Annotated in this window: 13 protein-coding genes and 1 pseudogene; 5 read left to right on the forward strand and 9 right to left on the reverse strand. The window is 67.6% G+C overall.

Annotated elements, in window-relative coordinates; genetic code table 11:
• Positions 1-1,792: 1,792 nt before the first annotated feature.
• A complete protein-coding gene (locus tag OG718_RS00005; protein ID WP_328842622.1) occupies positions 1,793-3,103 on the reverse strand; it encodes a hypothetical protein in 1,311 nt (436 codons plus the stop codon).
• A 397-nt stretch (positions 3,104-3,500) separates the two neighbouring features.
• Between OG718_RS00005 and OG718_RS00010 the strand changes: the two genes are divergently transcribed.
• Positions 3,501-4,682, forward strand: coding sequence for a hypothetical protein (locus OG718_RS00010; protein WP_328842623.1), 1,182 nt, complete (start codon positions 3,501-3,503; stop codon positions 4,680-4,682).
• A gap of 226 nt (positions 4,683-4,908) precedes the next feature.
• Here the strand turns inward: OG718_RS00010 and OG718_RS00015 are convergent.
• Both OG718_RS00015 and OG718_RS00020 read right to left on the reverse strand, forming a co-directional pair.
• Positions 4,909-5,112, reverse strand: a pseudogene (locus OG718_RS00015) (cold-shock protein); the annotation flags it as partial.
• 359 nt (positions 5,113-5,471) lie between these two features.
• A complete protein-coding gene (locus tag OG718_RS00020; RefSeq protein ID WP_328842624.1) occupies positions 5,472-6,017 on the reverse strand; it encodes an RNA polymerase sigma factor in 546 nt (181 codons plus the stop codon).
• Between the two features lie 833 nt (positions 6,018-6,850).
• On the opposite strand from OG718_RS00020, the gene OG718_RS54245 reads away from it, so the two are divergent.
• Positions 6,851-7,480 (forward strand): DUF2290 domain-containing protein, encoded by a 630-nt coding sequence (locus OG718_RS54245; RefSeq protein ID WP_443054843.1) that lies wholly within the window; start codon positions 6,851-6,853, stop codon positions 7,478-7,480.
• Here OG718_RS54245 and OG718_RS00025 read toward each other — a convergent pair whose 3' ends face one another.
• A complete protein-coding gene (locus OG718_RS00025) occupies positions 7,481-8,296 on the reverse strand; it encodes a hypothetical protein (protein WP_328842625.1) in 816 nt (271 codons plus the stop codon). It lies immediately after the preceding gene.
• Positions 8,297-8,307: 11 nt separating this feature from the next.
• The gene (locus tag OG718_RS00030) at positions 8,308-8,544 is read right to left on the reverse strand and encodes a hypothetical protein (RefSeq protein WP_328842626.1); all 237 of its coding nucleotides are present in this window, start codon (positions 8,542-8,544) and stop codon (positions 8,308-8,310) included.
• A 438-nt stretch (positions 8,545-8,982) separates the two neighbouring features.
• Here OG718_RS00030 and OG718_RS00035 point away from each other — a divergent pair, with 438 nt between their 5' ends.
• The 3 genes from OG718_RS00035 (at position 8,983) to OG718_RS00045 (ending at position 13,352) form a co-directional block, all read left to right on the forward strand.
• Positions 8,983-10,722 carry a helix-turn-helix domain-containing protein gene (locus tag OG718_RS00035; protein WP_328842627.1) on the forward strand — a complete coding sequence of 580 codons (1,740 nt, stop codon included), beginning with the start codon at positions 8,983-8,985 and terminating at the stop codon, positions 10,720-10,722.
• Between the two features lie 528 nt (positions 10,723-11,250).
• Positions 11,251-12,642 (forward strand): AAA family ATPase, encoded by a 1,392-nt coding sequence (locus OG718_RS00040; RefSeq protein ID WP_328842628.1) that lies wholly within the window; start codon positions 11,251-11,253, stop codon positions 12,640-12,642.
• Between the two features lie 14 nt (positions 12,643-12,656).
• A complete protein-coding gene (locus OG718_RS00045) occupies positions 12,657-13,352 on the forward strand; it encodes a hypothetical protein (RefSeq protein ID WP_328842629.1) in 696 nt (231 codons plus the stop codon).
• 146 nt (positions 13,353-13,498) lie between these two features.
• Here the strand turns inward: OG718_RS00045 and OG718_RS00050 are convergent, their stop codons facing one another.
• From OG718_RS00050 to OG718_RS00065, 4 genes are all read right to left on the reverse strand, one after another.
• The gene (locus OG718_RS00050; RefSeq protein WP_328842630.1) at positions 13,499-13,675 is read right to left on the reverse strand and encodes a hypothetical protein; all 177 of its coding nucleotides are present in this window, start codon (positions 13,673-13,675) and stop codon (positions 13,499-13,501) included.
• Between the two features lie 118 nt (positions 13,676-13,793).
• Entirely contained in the window at positions 13,794-14,774 is a 981-nt protein-coding gene (locus tag OG718_RS00055) for a LysR family transcriptional regulator (protein WP_328842631.1), read from the reverse strand.
• Positions 14,775-14,855: 81 nt separating this feature from the next.
• Complete coding sequence (locus tag OG718_RS00060; RefSeq protein WP_328842632.1) at positions 14,856-15,587, reverse strand: phytanoyl-CoA dioxygenase family protein; 732 nt, start codon at positions 15,585-15,587, stop codon at positions 14,856-14,858.
• Between the two features lie 13 nt (positions 15,588-15,600).
• Positions 15,601-16,971 (reverse strand): MFS transporter, encoded by a 1,371-nt coding sequence (locus OG718_RS00065; protein ID WP_328842633.1) that lies wholly within the window; start codon positions 16,969-16,971, stop codon positions 15,601-15,603.
• Position 16,972: the final 1 nt, after the last annotated feature.

Consider the following 16,972-nt stretch of genomic DNA (forward strand, 5'->3'; position numbering starts at 1 on the left):
CCCTTAAGAAATTTCTGGCGAAATTTCTCGCCCCGTGAATTCGCCTGGCGGCGAATTCGTTTGTGGTTTATGCCGGGCCGCTGGCGCGGCCCTTAGTTCGGCGTGTGAATTTGCCTGGCGGCAAATTCTAGGTTGTGGGTGGTGTTTGGGTTTCTGTATTTTGCCTGGCGGCAAAATTCTTGTTTTTAGTTTTGTTGGGCCGCTGGCGCGGCCCTTTCTTGGGTTTTTGGTGTTGTGTTTGTCGGAGCGCTGGTGCGCTCCGGTTGTTGACGGATTGTTGGGTGTGGCGTGGTGTCATGCCGGGTGGCATGACCGGGAGTTGAGGTGTGGGGGTGTCGCGGGCCTGTTGGCCCGCGGGTGTTGGGGGGTGTCTTGTGCTTGGACCGTGTTGTGCGTGCCCTGGGCGTAGGTGTTGGGTTGCTGGCGCCTGGCGGCGCTGAGTGGGCTTGCGTTGGCGGGTTGTCGAACGTGGCTTGCTCTTTCCTGACTTGGGGGCCGTGCGGATCGGTCGTCTTTTGGTTGCGGGATGTCGTGGGGTGAGATGGCCGCCGGTGTGTCTTGCCGCCGGGAAGCCACGGGGGCTGGCACGAAGGACGTGGTGCCGACGGCCGTGTCTGTCTCTGTTGCCGCTGGGGGCGTTGCTGGAGGACTGGGCGGCTAGGGAGGGCCGGTGTCCGACTCTCTCTCTGATGGTGAACAGCCTGAGCTGGTTGTCAGCCGTGTGCGGAGTATGTCCGGAGCTCGTCTCGGCGCTGCATGCTCAAGGCGGCAGCGGGCAGCGGTCGTTGAGTCTCTTGCTGGATGCCGCGCATGTCCTGAACCGTCCTTCAGAGTTCCGGGCGCCGTATGAGGTAACACAGTCGTGTCTGCGGGGTGCGGCTGGACAGTGTTCTCAGCATCGCGGGTGACGACTTCCCTGGGCTGTGTAGTACCACCAAGGCAGTCACCGAGACGGCCGAGGCCGTGGCTGATGCCTGGCGGCAGTATGGCGAGGTTAGTGCCCAGGGATCTTGATGTCCTCATGAGTGCGGTCGAGGAGCTGCGTGCCGATCGGGTTGACCGCGGCGGGTCCCGTACCCGGGCAGATCGGGCACTTGGTGGCCGAGCAGACCCGGCCGTCTGGATACCTCCTCCCCTGCTGAGCGTGGCGACGACGGCGCCCAGCTGTCCCTGACCGCCTGGGGTATCCAGCACGCCGTGCGCACCGGCGAGTGACTACCCGGGCAGCTGACGGCGGTACTGGAGGAGCTGCTCGGTGCCGAGCCGGACGACCAGGCCCTCGCCGTCATCGGCTTCTGCCTCGCGCAGCTCCACCACTGCGCCCCTGCCTGGGTCACTGATCGCACCGACGCGCTGCTGTCCTTGGATCGGACGTGGCGCCCCGCGCGCAGCTAGCTCGCCCACGGCAGGCCCGACCCTGTTCTGCTGGCCCAGCTGGACCGTGCCGGCTTGTGGCAGGCTTTGTGTGCGCCGCACGCCGAACCCATCGGCCCTGCCGGTGCGTTTCTCGCAGGCTCGTCGGCTGCACCCTGGCGGAGGCGAGGCCGTCTCGGTGATGCTGTCCCGGCTCGCCACCTGCACCGCCCGCGTTGCGGCCGTCGTCTGGCGAGCCGCTGAGGATCTGCCACACAGCCGGCCTCTTCGCCTGTGTTCCCGCCGCAGACACCCCGAGCGTGAGGCACTATGCCGTGCCCTGATCAACGCCGGAGCCATCAAAGACGCCCACGGAAGCTGACAGGCAGGCCAGGTCACCACTGTTCCTGAGGAAATCGCAACAACCGCCCCTTTCAGATCAGGGTTTCGTCGGCGTGGTCTGGCGCGGGACGGCGCCGACCGGCGCGGAGGTGGGCGGGCCGGCTGGCAACAGGGGGCGGATCAGGGCCAGGCCGGCGGACAGCATGGGAGCGACGCGGCCGATCACAGGTCGGTTGCGTCCGAGCACGGCGTACGCCACGGCGCCCAGGCTGGCCGGGACCGTGGCAATCAGGATCCACAGCGGCCACCAGTACACCGTGGCCAGGCTCAGAACTACGGCCGCACTGGCGGCCGCCGCCCAGGGGACCCTCATCACCCGGGTCAGTACGTCTTCGGTCGACAGCTGCCACAGCACCGGCTCGTGTCGGTCGCTGATCACGCGCAGCGCCAGGGGGCGGACCGTATCCCAGAGGATGTCCCACGGGTCGATGAGCAGCGCGATGCCGACGAGCACCAGGAGGTCGGGGAAGCCCAGCCATGTTGGTGATGACGTCACCCAGGTCTTGAGGGCGTAGTGCACGCCGGCGCCGACCATCATCAGTACGCAGCCCAGTACCCGGCCGAGTACCAGCGCCACGAGCAGCCAGCCCCCGCCCACCTGCCGGGTCTGCCAGGGATCAGCCGGCCGGATGGCGTCGTCCAGTTCCTCGCGGCGTTCGGCTCCCTGCGACAGCAGCGCCTCGGCGGTGCGCAGCGCCCGGCCGGGATCGGCAAGGAAGTACTCCTCCTGCAGTTCGTGCGGCAGGTCCCCAGGGCCAAGGCGCAGGGCGATGGCGATCGGCGGGGCAGCGGCGCGCAGCCGGGCGAGTTCCTCCTGCAGGGAGATGCTCTGCTGCTGGGCGCGGGCGGCCAGCTGTTCGGCCATCTCGCGGGCTTCCCGGGCCCGTTCCAGCTCCTGCCGGGCCGTGTGCAGTTGTTCTTCGAGTGCGGCCATCTTGGCGTGTGCGTCGGGTAGTTCGCGGGCTCGGGCGACCTCGTCCTGGAGGGTGGCGACCAGGCGCATCAGTAGCAGTACCAGCTGATGCGTGCCGGCGCGTTCGCGTTCCAGGTCCATGGCCCGGTGGGTGAGCGAGATCAGCTCCTTCTGGGTCTCGCGGACCGCCAGCTCCCCGCCGGACGGCTGGGTGTGGGCGGGAGGCGATGCGGGCGGCTTGTTCGCGGCCTCCCACAGCGCCAGCGCCCGTTTGAGATCGAGTTCGCGTTTGCGGGGCTCTTTGACCACCGCCGTGACGAGGTCGACGACGAACTGCCGGGAGGGCACCCGTCCGTCCAGGTTGTCGCTGATCGTCGACTTGCCCCGGTGCATGAGTCCGGCCAGGGTCCGCACCGTGACACGGTGCGTGTCCATCACATCTCGGAGGAAGCTGGCCAACTCCGCTGCCTGGGGTGCCTGTGCGTTCAGTGGCCTCCATCCGCGGCCCCGGCCTTTCGCACCCGCCATCGCGCCCCCTGCGATTGTCCGGCCGTGTCCCGGACAAGGCCCTATTGTCCGGAGTTCACCAGGTCAAAGGGTACGGACAAGGTGCCGGACGCACATCGGCGCGGAAGGCTGTTGACCGGAACCAATCGGTTCTCACCGTCCCTGGCCCGGTCACCGAAAACCCTTGGAGTCGCCCCGCATGACCCGCCCCACCGCTGGCACGACCCCCGTCCGCTCGTCCCGTCCCGGCACCGCCCCCGGCGCCCCGCCCCGTCCGCTCGCTCTGGCTGGCGGTGCCCGGCGTGGGCGCAGCAAGCTGCCGCGTATGAGCCAGCTCGCCGTCGACACGGCCGATGACGGCCGCATCCTTGATCTGCGGCGCGAGCCCGGCGCCTGTGCCGGGCTGCCGCACGGCCGCGCGGACGGCCGCTACCGGTGCCTGGCCTGCGGGAGCCATCTGGTTCTCCAGCGTCCTGCCAGTCCCGCCTCCCGTTTCACCCCGCGCTTTCGCCATGACGGCGCCCCGGGCGTCGATCAGTGCCCGGCGTCCGCGCAGCATCAGGCCGACGTCCAGGCCGATCTCACTACGATGCTGGCCCTGCGCGACCAGCTGCTGCACGTCCTGCCCGAGGCCGGTTGCCGTCTGCGCCTCGACGCCGAACTCGCCGGGGCACGCTGGAAGATACCGCCCGCCCTCGTTGTGCGTCACGGCGAGAGTGGCGTCGCCGTCCTGGAACGGCCGCGCCGCCTGCTTGCCCCGGCCGCCGTCGCCCGCCGCCTGCAGCAGGTCCGGACCCAGTACGGCGATGCGGTGGTGCACTGGTGGCTCTTCGACCGCGACGATCCGCTGCACTGCGATGTGGCCGGAACCGTCAACGTCCAGCCCCACGGGACGACCATCGCGCACACCAAGGTGCGCCCCACCCCCGCTCAGCGGCAGATCGCCGCTGCCGGCGCCACGGTGTGCTGGCTCGTCGGCGACACCGTACTCCTCCCCTACGGCGGCCACCCGCGCTCCTACACCCCGCAGCCCGGCGAGGACTGGAGCGGCGACATGGCCTCCTGGAGGCGGGACTGGACCATCTCCCACCCGCATCCTGCTGACCGGGCAGCCTGGTGGGGCCTGGTTCCCCAGTCGTTGCCCGCGCTCGGCCGGCAGGCCGGCCTATGTCCCGTCGCCGCCCTCAACATCATGGCCGCCCTCGAACGCGCCGAGCACGGCCGCGAACGCCACCGCCGCCGCCGTGCTCGCGAGCACGCCCAGCGGCGCACCACACAGACGGTCCCCGTCCAGCTCACCCTCGCTGCCCCGCCTCTCTTGGACAGCGAGCCGCCGGATGCTCCCGTGGCGCCGAAGGCGGCGGCATCCCCCGCTGCCGTAGCGCCGCGCTCCCCCGGCTCCTGCGAACCGTCCCAGCCGGCTCCCGCTCTGCGCGGCCGCCGTCGGCGCTTCACATGGGCCTCGCTCCTGCCGCGCCGCTGGCGCCGACGGCAGGAGCGTCCGTAGACGAGCGTTCAAGGATTCCCGGGACAGAAGCACCGCAGAGGCCCGGCTGCCGGGCCGGGCCTCTGCGGTGCGGCCCCTGCGCGCCGAGTGAGCTGCATGCCAGAAGAAGGCTTCTGGGCCCTGGCGGGGGCGCAGCGGTCAATTCTGTTGGAGGCCGCCATGCTTGTTTTTCTCCGCAGTTCGCCTGAGATGCTGCGGAGGAGTCAGCCGATAGCGGTGTGGCTGACTATCCGTTCACGTACCGTACGTCAGCTGCTTGAGGCCCTTTCTGTCCCTGCGAGATATGAAATTCTACGCGCTGCCCTTCTTCGAGGGTTTGATTTCCGTCCATTTGGATTGCGCTGTAGTGTACGAAGATGTCGACGGGTGGGTCGCTGTCGACGGCGATAAAGCCGTAGCCCTTTTCCGCGTTGAACCACTTGACTGTCCCGGTCGTGGGAGGGTGTTCCTGCCTGCTGGTATTTTCGGAATCTTCATCCGGTTCCGGCGCCGGTACGCCGGAGCTGGCGGGGTGTGCGGGCGGGTTGTCCGTCTGGGCGGTGCGGCGGGCGCGGTTCTCAATCGCCGTAAGCAGGGCGTCGTCGGTCGTGCCCAGCAGATGGTCAAGTGCCTCGTCCGTGTGCTGGCCGGTGCCTTCGTGCAGGTTCTGCGTTCCGGGCGCCGCGCGATGCTCGGCGCCGCCGTCCGGGCCGGCAGGGGTGGTCCGTGTGCGGACCGCCGCCAGGAGGGCTGCGTCCATCTCGTCGAGGAGCAGGCCGAGTTCGTCGTCAGGAGTGCGCCGGACGTCGCTCACTGCGGCCTCCTTCGGTCGGTGATGCCGAGCTGCTGCTTGAGCGTGCGGCGGGCGCGCGAGAGATTCTGCAGGACCGCGGCCTTCTCCAGGCGCATCGCCTCGGCGATCTCCCCGGTGGAGAACCCGTCGAGGTGCCAGGCCATCACACTGCGCTGTTTGAAGGGCAGTTGGACCAGAGCCTGCAGAACCCGGCGCTGCTGCTCGCTCAGTTCTGCCGCTTCCAAGGGGGTGTGCCACTCCACACTCGTCGCTGCCAGACGGTCCGTCAGGTCTTGTTCGGGCTGCTCCGGCACCGTCTGCCGCAAATGGGCCCGCAGGGCGACCGTGCGCAGCCAGGCCCGTGGGTGCTGCACCGGCTGCCGCGCGCGCATCAGTTCGACGAACGCGCTCTGCACCGCGTCCTCGGCCTCTGGGAAGGTGGCGCCGTGGCGCAGCAGGAACCGGATGAGGTAGGGCCGGTCCTCCTGATAGGAGCCACCGACATCGGCTGCCGGCGCCGGCTGCTGCCGTGCGCCGGGCACGGCTGCGGTGTTATCCGCCATGCGGTCCACGGCCTTCCCCCCTCGCCACTGCCCCCTGGCGCACGGCCAGTTGACGCCCCGTCTGGTCCCGTTCCTGCAAGGTACCGCCCTGGCCCAGCGCGTTGATCCGGGCTGTGCGGCCTTCCTCTTCGATACGGGCTCTGCCCAGGAGAGCACGGGTGGTGATCCGGGCCATGAGCACCCGGGCGGCGCACCCGGCCACGCACGCGGCAATGGTCACTGCCGCGCTGACAACTGTGCTGTCCACGACGCTGTGTTCCTCTTCCTCCGGCAAGGACAGGTGCCCTTGCTCCGGTAGAAGGTGGCGCTGGAACCCTGTTCTTCTGACATCCGATGCCTGGCCGGTTGCCGCCGACGGTCGCTCCCGCCCTGTCCGTGATCTGCCTGCCGCATCGACCATGTGGTGCGCGGGGCACTTTCTCCGCGGTGGTAAATGACGGGAAATCTTCATCCTGACCCAAGAGTGAAAGAGCAATTAGATTTCCTTCAGGGTGGTTCTTCCTTGATGGTTTTTAATGTGGCTTTTATTATTTCTATGGGTGTGACCCTGTGCAGGAGGCGGGAGACACGGGGGCGAGGGCCAGGGCAGGAGCTTCGGTGGTGCCCGCGCCAACTGTCGTCGGCGAGCCCGACGCCGTCCTCCGGGAGTTGCTGTACCCCGTCGACGGCGGGGGTGCGGGACGGTCTCGTGGCGGATTGATCCGCCTCGGGCCGGCAGCTGTCTGCGCCGCCGTGACCCACGTCATCAGGAGATTCAGCAGGAGATCACTGGCTGTGTTGGGTTGGCTGCCGGCACCTGCGAAACTCTTCACTGGATTTCTCAGCAGGATTCCGTGCGCGCCCTACCGCATGGACCGGATCTGGTCCGCCTCGAGCCACTGCTCGACGTCGTCGACCTCTACGCGGCCGACACCCCCACCAACATGGTGCTGCACTCCGCCATACGCTTCGACTATGACCCCGCCTCCGCCTCCCCGGGGCACCCCGCCGCACATCTGACCATCAACTCGGCGCACTGCCGGATCGCCTGCGCCGCACCCATGCACGTGGGCCGCTTCGCCGACTTCTTTCCGGCACTTCCATGCCGATCTGCGGGCAGCCCACCACAGCTACTTCACCGGAGGAGCCACGCGCCACATAGGCGAACGCACCCTCACCGACGACGACCGCACAAGTCCCCATCTGATGTGGCACTAGGGTTCTTTGTCCCTCCCCACCCAGGGTCGGACCAGATCCTGCGGCCCACGATCCGGCACGTACCGACGTCATCCGTCCCGTTCACGGCTGCCCGCATCAGCGGCAGTCCTCTCCTGCCAGACCGCTCACTCCCCTGCTGCGCCGAGCACGGGCCGCGACGGATCGAGGCCTTAAGCGTGAGTCCGGGCTGGGTACTCGCGCATGCCGGGAAGCGCCACCCGCCTGTAAGGCACGGCCGACGCTCCTCAAGGTGCCCTGACCTCTGATCAGGTCTCTTGCCGTCTTCCAGCATGGGGAGGCGTGGGCGGGAAGGTCACCATCAGCTTGCCCGCCAACCGCCGCCATCCGGATCGCTTCGCCGCTCGTCTGCGACGAACGGCCGGCACCGTAGAACGAGAACCTGCCAGATCCGGCTTCGTCCTCGACTCCTTTGCGCCCTGGTCCGACTGACCTGCCTGGACTGCGGCGGGGACAGGTTGCCCGCGCTGGTAGGAGTCGGCACGCTCCCAGGCCCGCTCCCACATCTGAGCTGTCTGAGTGCCAGGCTCGACCTCACCGCACACCCTGACGAAGGTGAGCAGAAGGCGCTTGGAGGGCATCCGCTTACCGCCGAGGACGGCGCCCAGAGTGCTGCGCGGCAGGTGACTGACGCCCTTCTCGCTGGCGGCAAGCTCGAGCTCGCGCAGGGTTTTGTTGCCGTGGCTGAACCGCAGGGCGCGCATGGCGTCCAGTAGTTCGATTGGCTCGCCGATGTACTGCAAAGGCAGAACGGGACGACGACGCTGCGGCCGGCCGCCAGCCGAGGCTGTGGCGGCCTCAGCTTTCTTCCACAGGCGTTCGGCGTCCCGGACGTCTCCTCCGCAGATCCGTACATAGTCCTGGACTACTCGCCAGGCCGGCAGACCGCTTCCACGGTCGGCTCGGTAGAACCGCAGGTAGGGGACCGTCGGGTGAGTGTGGAGAGTCGACAGTCGCTCCATCTGGCGATAGCTCAACCCTGAGAGGTGGCGCAGTGACCGCAGCCACTGCGCCAGCTCGGTCAGGGGTTTGGGCGTCGCCAGGGCATTGGTGTGGCGCCCCATTGACGCTCCCCTTACACGCGGTGGGCGGAGAAGACGGCGACGGTTCGGCGCACGAGTTCTACTGCCGTAAGGCTGCCAATGGTGACAGTTGCGATGACGGCGTCCAGATCTTGCCACCAGACTGCCAGCCCAGCGGTGAAGCCCAGGACCACCACGATGATGACCACAGCCGGGGCCGGCAGCAACAAGCTGCCGCCGATGGCTGGTCCGTGCACGCAGGAGGCGCGCACGGGTACACCTTTGTTCATTTGTTCTCCTCGGTCGTTGCTACTCGACGCGAGGCCCCGTATGCAAAGATCCCCCGACCTTGCAGAGCTGGGGGATACAGAGCCTCACCGAACACCTTCCCGTTCTCGCCACAACGGCGTAAGACCACCCCCGCGCCCGTGTTTCATATTGTCCCAACTTCTGCTGACAGGCTGTCAGGGCGACGGTGCAGGTCATACGGGATAAACCCGCAGAGGGTGTTTCACGGCAGACGGCGAAAAACCCGCTTCGGGCCGCAGCAGGGGCCTTGTGCGGGGAGAGCGGAGAAGGTTCAGTCGAGGCATATCCATGCACGGCCCATCCGGGCACAGCGGGGTCTATCCGTCTTCGGCCGCGAGCTCGGGCAATGGTCAGACACAGCCGACGGTACGGATCTTGTCGTCCCGTTCGGCTCCGGCAGCGAGACACGGAGAGACACGATGACGGCCACTCTTTTCGATGCGCTCCATGGTGTGGGGCCGGTGCTGCGGTCCGCGCCGCACGGGATCGAGCGCACGATGAGGACGGCCGCAAGCGACGCCAGCGGATTCACCGGAGTCAGCGTCTTCTCTGCCCTGCCCAACGTCACGAACTACTGCCTCGCCATGGAGAGTTTGCAGCAGTTGCAAACGCAGGACGCCATCGATCATGCGTTCTTTGTTCACGCGATCCAGCCGGCCGCGGATCGGCATCTCGATATCGCGTACGTGTGTTCAGAGCGCCTCGTGTATATCTACCTCACGTCCGGTAGCACCGGTGCCCCCAGCTCGGGGGACTTCTCCGCAGGCACCGAGCTCGTTGACCATCCCGGACTGGGCAACGCAGACAACGCCGCTCATGGACGCCTCCCCTCCAGCAGGGTTCTTGAGGGATCGGTGATCGTGCACCCGGCAATCCCGACGTGGTTCACCCTTGGTTCCCACCGGACCAGGGACGGAAGCGCACCGCAAGGCACGCTCTTCCGCGACCTCGACCCCTGCAAAGCGGCATGGCTGCGGACCACAGCGGCCGCGGATCTTGCTGCGAAGAGTGAGGCAAGCACCATGCCGCGTGTAATCGACCCAAGCCTCAACCGCCGCAAACTCCGCATCGCATTGCGCCGGGCGCGCGAAGAGGCCGGCATCTCCCAGCAGGAGACGACGCGGCATCTGCAGTGGTCACTCTCAAAGCTCATCCGGATCGAGAGCGGAGCGGTGAGCGTTTCGATGACAGATCTACGGGCGCTGATGGAGCTGTACGGAATCAGCGTGCCCGAGACGATGAGGGACCTCGAGGAAGCGGCCCGCAACTCCCGCGGAACGTCGTGGTGGTCGCACTTCGGTGAGGTAACCGGCCCGGCCTTCCACGCCTACCTCGGTTATGAGTCGCCGGCGGCGGCTTCCCCCCCTACGGATCACCTGGTGGCCGGCCTCGGCTCCTTCCACACCGCGGCGTGGCGGGCCCTCGATGGACACGAGGTGCCCCGCAACGGCCTCAGGCACGGGGGTGCCGGGCCCCGAACCGTGTGGCACAAGCAGGACTTCACGCAAGACAACGGCGCCATCAGCGCAGATGTGATCCTGAGTGGGGCGGTGTTGCGGCACACACTCGCAGAATCCGCCATCGTGGGCCCGCAGCCGAAGAAGCTCACGCTCGCCCGTAGGCGCCACGGCGCGGTTCTGACCGCGGACACGGAATGCTCGTCCTTCCTGATCGAGCTCGGCTCGGCCTGCGCCACGCCGTGCCAGAGCCCGCGTGTCGCCTCATTGAGGCCTCAGGCACCGGCGGTGCTGTTCCTCCTGTCGAGCAGGCCGTACGTGGGCGGCGTGGCCGGACCCGGCATGCCGTTCGCACGGGCTGTCGGCAGCACCGGCCGGGGTGGGAGGAAAATCGAACTGCCGAAGCGCACGAAGGACGTCGATCAAGCATTCTTCTTCTGCGACCGGACCGCCCATCCTGGCAGGGGAAGCAACCGGCTGACTGACGCCGGCGGCAAGGGTCACCAATGCATCAGCAGCGTCGGCATGCGGAGGCCCTCGATGGCACGGCGTCAGCGCTTCCTTCACGGCTCGGGACATGAAGTGGACGGCCTGCAGTACCGGTCCGCCCAGCCAGCCGTCAGCGGTGTGCGGGCTCCTGCGGATTGCCGCCTGCAGCTGGCGCTGCGCGACAGTGCCAGGACCCGTCCCGTCCTAAATTGATGGCGGAACGATCACGCTGCCGGTAGCCTCACGGCGCATCTTTTTTGCGCGTCTTCACCTGCGCTCACGATCGCGGTCTCCCCGGCCGTTGCTACTCGACACAACAGGGGAACGGGCGGCTTTGTTGCAGCGAAGCCCGCCCACCGGCACAGCTGAGAGTTGTGCCTTCGGATCTGGTGGTCGCTCTCCAGGGCGGGCGGCCGCCAGAGGAAACAGACGACCGGCTTCTGCCCAAACCACTGCGGGCAGAAGCCGGTCGCTCTTCTTTTCCGGCACCCGTGGCAGCGTCCTCATCCGGGTCGGCGCGCGGCTCGGGAAATGGTCCGTGATCTCACCCGGTTCCGTGTCCGGCTCCTTCTCGGCCGTCGCCTCGGCGGCCTCTGCCGGGTCGCGGTGGAAGGCCCAGCCCGGCGTCGGCATCAGGCTGGGAAAGGTCTGCCTCGTGAGAAGGTGAGGCATCGGATGCCTCCCGTACGCCGGTATCTGTGTGCGGCAGGCTGTCGCGGCGACAGGGACGACGGAGCGCGGGTGTACGTCACACGGGTCCAGCTCACGGATATCAAAGGCTTCAGCGGGAACCGCTCTGTGGATCTGAAGCTGCCCGGGCACGGCGGCTGGACAGTGCTCGCCGGGCGCAACGGTTCCGGCAAGTCCAGCCTTCTGCAGGTCATCGCTCTGACGCTGGCAGGCCCGGATGCAGCATTGCGTCTGAATGTGGACTTCACGGGCCTCATCACCAGAGGTTCCGAGACGGGGCACGCAGCGGTGGATGTCCTTCCCCACCCTGAAGCCGACCCTGTCGTCGCTACGGACCCACTCGTCACGCTGAGCGAGGAAACCCGGCTGGAATTGGCGTGGAAAGGCGTCCGCCCCCCGGGGCCGGAGGACAGCTGGCCTCGTCGGCCGACCGTCGTAATGGACCACCGGGGGCTCGATCCGGTCCGCGCTCAAACCGCTCTCAGCGGCCCGTGGCACCCCGGCGTACCGGGCTGGTTCTGTGCCGGTTACGGGCCGTTCCGGCGGCTGACGGGGTCCATGCGCCGCGCGTACGACAGCACTGTTCCCTTGCCCTCGCCTTTGGCCACGCTCTTTCATGAAGACGCTGGCTTGACCGAGAGCGTGTCGTGGATGATCGATCTCCACCACCGCTCGCTCCAAGAATTCGACTACTCTCGGCGCGCCGAGACGGTCCCGGACATGCCTGCCACGCTCCTGCTCAAGGATGTGATGGCCGTGCTGGGCGACGGCCTCCTGCCGCATCAGTACCGGCTCAATGGCGTGTCGGCAGACGGACTGATGGTGAGCCTGCGCGAGAGCGAGGAGAGTTTCCCGCTGCGCGAGATGAGTGACGGCTTCCGCACGCTGGCCGCTCTGGTGCTGGACATCATCCGGCAGATCCACGCCGCCTACGGGCGGTTGCAGACCGAACGGACCAGCAGCGGACGTGTCGCTGTCCTGCAGCCCGGTGTCGTTCTGATCGACGAGGTGGACGCGCACCTGCACGTGACGTGGCAGCGTCAGGTCGGGGGCTGGCTTAGCGAGCACTTTCCCAATATCCAGTTCATCGTCACCACCCACAGTCCCTACGTCTGCCAGGCCGCCGACGAGGGTGCTCTGATCCGTTTGCCGGGACCGGACGAGGACGAGCCGCCTGCTGTGGTGGACGAGGACCTCTATCGCCGGGTGGTCTACGGCAGCGCCGACGACGCAGTGCTGTCGGAACTCTTCGGCCTGGACACGCCCTACTCCAGCCGCGCCGAGAAGTACCGCCAGCGGCTGGTCGCGCTGGAGCGCAAGGTGTACGCGGGCACCGCCGATGAGGACGAGGTGAACGAGTACCAGGAGCTGAGCCGGCTGCTGACCAGTTCGCTGCAGAGCCGGGTCGCCGAAGTCGCGGCGCGACTGGAGCAGGAACAGTGATCCCGCTGCAACGTGTGCCTGTTCCCGCGAACACCCAAAGCCTGCTGACGAGTTGGACCGGCAAAGTCCAGGACGCGGGGGCGACCACCGAGGCAGCACGTGCCCAGTGGACAGCGGCCAGGGCGCCCAAGAGGCACGTGAAGGCGCTGCTGGAATCGATGGCGCACGGGGCCGTGCGGTGCATGTACTGCGACGACAGCCGCGGCACCGACATCGACCACTTCCAGCCCCTGGCCGTGGCGCCACTGCGGGCGTTCGTGTGGGACAACCACCTGCTGGCCTGCTCGTTCTGCAACAGCAACGTCAAGCGGGACGCATACCCGGTGGACACCGACGGCGCCTGTCTCCTGGTCGACCCAACCGTCGAGGACCCCGCCGAGCATCTGTTCCTGATGCTGCACAGCGGTGAGTACGGTCACCACACGGCCAAGGGCGAACACACCATCCGCGTCTTCGGTCTCAACCGCGCCGACCTCGTCGCAGGCCGCAAGGACGCCTTCTGCCTGGCCTGCTCCAATCTGCGGGACTGGTACGGGCTGCAGCAGGACGACGACATGGAAGCGGACCGGGTGGCACAGGCCCTGCTCGACTCCCCGTTCGTCGATGTCGTGCACGCCATGGTCCGGCTTGATCCCGGCCTCGCCGCCACCGTGGTCGGCAAGCAGACGGTTGCTGCTCTTGAGCACTGGCGCAGCGTGTACAGAAGTTGAGCGGGCTTCTCGTCGCTCAAGGAGGGTCGAATCCGGGCATGTGCCGGTCGATGCGGCGACGTTGTTTGCGCAGCCGTGCCCGGTGCGCAGCACGTTCGGGATGCGCCCGTGGCTGCGCAGCCATCGGCGGCGCAGCAGGAACGTGGTCAGACTGGTACCGCTTCACGCGCAGGTACTTCGACGTCCCGGTCGTTCGCCGCCAGCAGGGCGCCGCGTGCCTCCTCCAGGTGCTTCGCCATGCGGCGCAGTGCGGCGTGGATGTCCTCGTCAGGTGCGATGGCGGCGGGCGCGGGCTGCGTACGCTCGCACGGCCCGTTCGGCATCGCCTCGGTCGTACTCTTCGGCGTTCGCCACGGGGCCTCCTTTCCTCGTCGGGACTGCCCGCTCGCCGTGATCTTGGGTCCGAAGACCGGGCGGGCCACTCACTCTGTGCGTGCAGCGTCACATCGGATACCCACCGGGTGACGCCGAGACCCCCTGCAGGGTTTCGGCGGCCTTCCGGAAGAGGGTGACCTCCGGTGTGTCGCGTCGCTCCGCAGCCCAGGCAAGGACAGAGGTACACCCCGGAATCCCGGCGACGTCGAGGTAGCTGACACCCGGCCGGGGGTACAGTTCGCGGGCCGCGGAGGGGGCGACACACACACCATGTCCCAGAGCGACGGCGGTGAGCACGGTCTCGAAGTCCTCCGCGTAATGGTCCGCGAGCGGTACAGAGTCACGTGAGTGGTCCGCCAGAGTCCAGAAGTCACGCCACAGAGGTGGCACGGCTTCGGACATCCCGATGACCTTCTCCCCCGCGAGGTCCTCAAGGCGAACTTCGTCGCGGCCGGCCAGGGGATGGGCGGAGGGGATACCCACCGTCCGCGGCTCCGTATGGAGGCTCCGGAACTGGATGCCGCGGGCGACGGGAAGATAACAGAATGCGACATCCACGGTGCCGTCGAACACGGCGGAGGTCTGGGTCCTGAAATCGAGTGTCGTCAGCCGGATGCCGGCATCGGGTGCTATCCGGCGGACTTCCTGGAGGACACCGGCCACATGGGCGAGTGCCGCCTCGGCCTGGAAGAACCCGACCCTCGGACTGCAGGACGAATCGCGGGTCTGGGACCTGGCTTCCTCACGCATGTCCCGCGCGGCTTCGACGACCGACCGGACCTTCGGAAGCAGCACACTGCCCGCCGAGGTCAGATGCACGTTCCGTGTGGTGCGGTCGAGCAGGTCCACCCCCAGGCGGGTTTCCAGCGCCTGGATCTGGCGACTGAGCGCGGGCTGGGAAAGGTACAGACGGGCGGCGGCCCGTCCGAAGTGCAACTCCGAAGCCAGCATCAGGAATACCTCTAGCTGACGGACTGTCGGATCGAAACGTACGTCACTCACGGTCGAATGCCCCCCGGCGGAAATCGGCTGTGTGGGCGCGGTCATCGCCACACGGCTCTCCCTACGTGTCAGTGAGGCAGAACCTAGGACAGAGGCCGGGTCCTCTGTACCTGACAGATGTCAGGATCACCGCCCGCGGTCGGCGACCGCCGGATCCGGCGGTCCCTCGAGGTACTGCGGATGAAAGCTCCGGCTGCGTACCACCATGCGGTTGCCCGCTGTGACGGTGCCCGCCTGGTGGATCAGGTCGCTGTCGATGACCAGTACGGTGCCCGCCGGCCCCTCGACAGGACCGATGCCTCGGCGGAGCTCGGCCGGCAGGGCCCTTGGTTCGGCCAGGTCCGGCAGGACGTAACGGAGGCGGTTCTCGCGCTGGACGTGCTTCCCGTATCCCTGGGAGCCCGGCAGACAGCGGAACGCCCCGTTGTACTCCGTGGTGTCGGAGAGATACACGAAGAACTTCAGGTTCGGCAGCCGGTCGTAGTGCGGCTGGTGGGCCGGATGCCTGGTTCCCGCGACATCCAGCACGCAGATGAGATCGTAGTTGAAGACGTACGGCGAGCCCGCGAAGTACGACTCCGCCACCAACCGCATCCACTCGCTGTCGAACAGTCCGGTCAGTTGCCCGAACTCGGCCGTCAGGCGGTCGCGCCGTGCGTGCAGGCCGACCCCGTTGTCGTAGCCCATATGCTCGACGTGGCTGGGTGGTTCGGTCACCAGCCGTCCGCACTGCCTCTGTATCCGGTCCAGTTCCTCACCTTCGACAATGCCCGGCAAATGGGCCAGGCCGAACTCGGTGACGGCGGACAGGACCGCCGCGGGATCGGGGGCCGCCTGCGTGAACGTGTACTTCCGCATGGGTTTTACTCCTTCATCCCGGTGGATCCTCTCGACGCACCGGGGCAAGGTCGCGTTCAGCGGCCCGGTCCGGCGGTGGAACAGCTTTGACCGGTTGTCGGGTGATCCGGTCGATCCTGCCCGACCGCAGCAGAACCACCCCGCATGCGGCTTCACAGAGTCCGGCGACCACCAACAGGACAGTGCTGCCCGCTTCCGGCCCCTGGAACGTTCCGCCCAGCCCTGCCAGAGGGGCGACGACCGGCGACGACGGAGCGAGCAACCGGTCGCCAGCCACACCTCCGAGCAACACCGCGACCGGATAGAGTCCCTGACCGAGAAGCCGCCGGGCACCGAACACCGTCGCCTGGATGTTCTCGGGCACACGCTCCTGCCATACGGCGGTGAGCGGAGCATTCGACAGTTGGGCCGAGCAGTTGCGTACGGTGGCAGCGGCGATCCACAACGGAACAAAGGCCGTCGCCACGAGCCCGAGCCGGCCCGCCAGGGCGCCGACCAGGACGCCACCGCCGATCAGGTACCGGCGGTCCACCCGGCCGGCCAGCACGATCACCACCGCCGAACCCGTTAAAAGGCCTGCGGCAGCGCCGATGTTGACCGCCGCAAGATTCCATGGCGCGGTCCCGGAGTCCGACGAGGCCACGACGAACGCCGTCACGGCGGCCATCGACAGGCCGTTGAAGAAGTTGACCCCGGTGAAGACGAGTTGCAACCGGCGAAAGTCCGGATCGCGCAGGATATAACGCACTCCTTCCGCCGCCCCGGCGAAGGGCCTCAGCCGCCGGCGCACCGGCCGGTCCGCCTCGGACCACCGAACGCAGAGCACGGCGACGGCACACATCAGGAAGGTCACTCCGTCTAGGACGAAAATCAGGGCAGGGTTCACGAGGGAGAACAGCGCCGCGCCCAGCGCGGGGCCCGCCAGTGTCGGAATGCTCTCCACGAACGAGGTGATCCCGTTGACACGGGTGAGATCGGCTTCCTGCCGTAGTCGGCGTACCGATACCGACAGAGTCACGGACAACGTGGCGTTCAGCAGGGCTGCGGCGAGGACGAGAAGCAGTATCCAGCCGAACCGGGCGCCGAATCCGCCGTCCGTGACACCGGCTAACGCCAGGGAGACCGCACCAGCGGCCAGGTTGCAGGCCAGCAGAACCGTTCTCCTGGCGAACTGGTCCGCCAAGGCCCCGCACAGCGGTGCGAGGTAGATGCTGCCGACCATCGTGACCGCGGTGATCGCCGCAAGCGCGGCGGTACTGCGTGTCTCGGCGTAGGAGGCGAGTCCCAGGACGAACGACGCGGAACTGGAGCCCAGTAGCGACACCAGTTGACCGCCCCAGAGCAGCGCGAAGACGTGCGTGGACGAGGATCCGCCACTGCTCACG

Source organism: Streptomyces sp. NBC_00258 (assembly GCF_036182465.1).
GTDB lineage: Bacteria > Actinomycetota > Actinomycetes > Streptomycetales > Streptomycetaceae > Streptomyces.

Excerpts from the sequence above, each read along its gene's own strand:
- OG718_RS00005 (WP_328842622.1), bottom strand. The coding sequence starts at position 3,103 with ATGGACACGCACCGTGTCACGGTGCGGACCCTGGCCGGACTCATGCAC.
- OG718_RS00010 (WP_328842623.1), top strand. The coding sequence starts at position 3,501 with ATGAGCCAGCTCGCCGTCGACACGGCCGATGACGGCCGCATCCTTGAT.
- OG718_RS00020 (WP_328842624.1), bottom strand. The coding sequence starts at position 6,017 with ATGGCGGATAACACCGCAGCCGTGCCCGGCGCACGGCAGCAGCCGGCG.
- OG718_RS00025 (WP_328842625.1), bottom strand. The coding sequence starts at position 8,296 with ATGGGGCGCCACACCAATGCCCTGGCGACGCCCAAACCCCTGACCGAG.
- OG718_RS00030 (WP_328842626.1), bottom strand. The coding sequence starts at position 8,544 with ATGAACAAAGGTGTACCCGTGCGCGCCTCCTGCGTGCACGGACCAGCC.
- OG718_RS00035 (WP_328842627.1), top strand. The coding sequence starts at position 8,983 with ATGACGGCCACTCTTTTCGATGCGCTCCATGGTGTGGGGCCGGTGCTG.
- OG718_RS00050 (WP_328842630.1), bottom strand. The coding sequence starts at position 13,675 with ATGCCGAACGGGCCGTGCGAGCGTACGCAGCCCGCGCCCGCCGCCATC.
- OG718_RS00055 (WP_328842631.1), bottom strand. The coding sequence starts at position 14,774 with ATGACCGCGCCCACACAGCCGATTTCCGCCGGGGGGCATTCGACCGTG.
- OG718_RS00060 (WP_328842632.1), bottom strand. The coding sequence starts at position 15,587 with ATGCGGAAGTACACGTTCACGCAGGCGGCCCCCGATCCCGCGGCGGTC.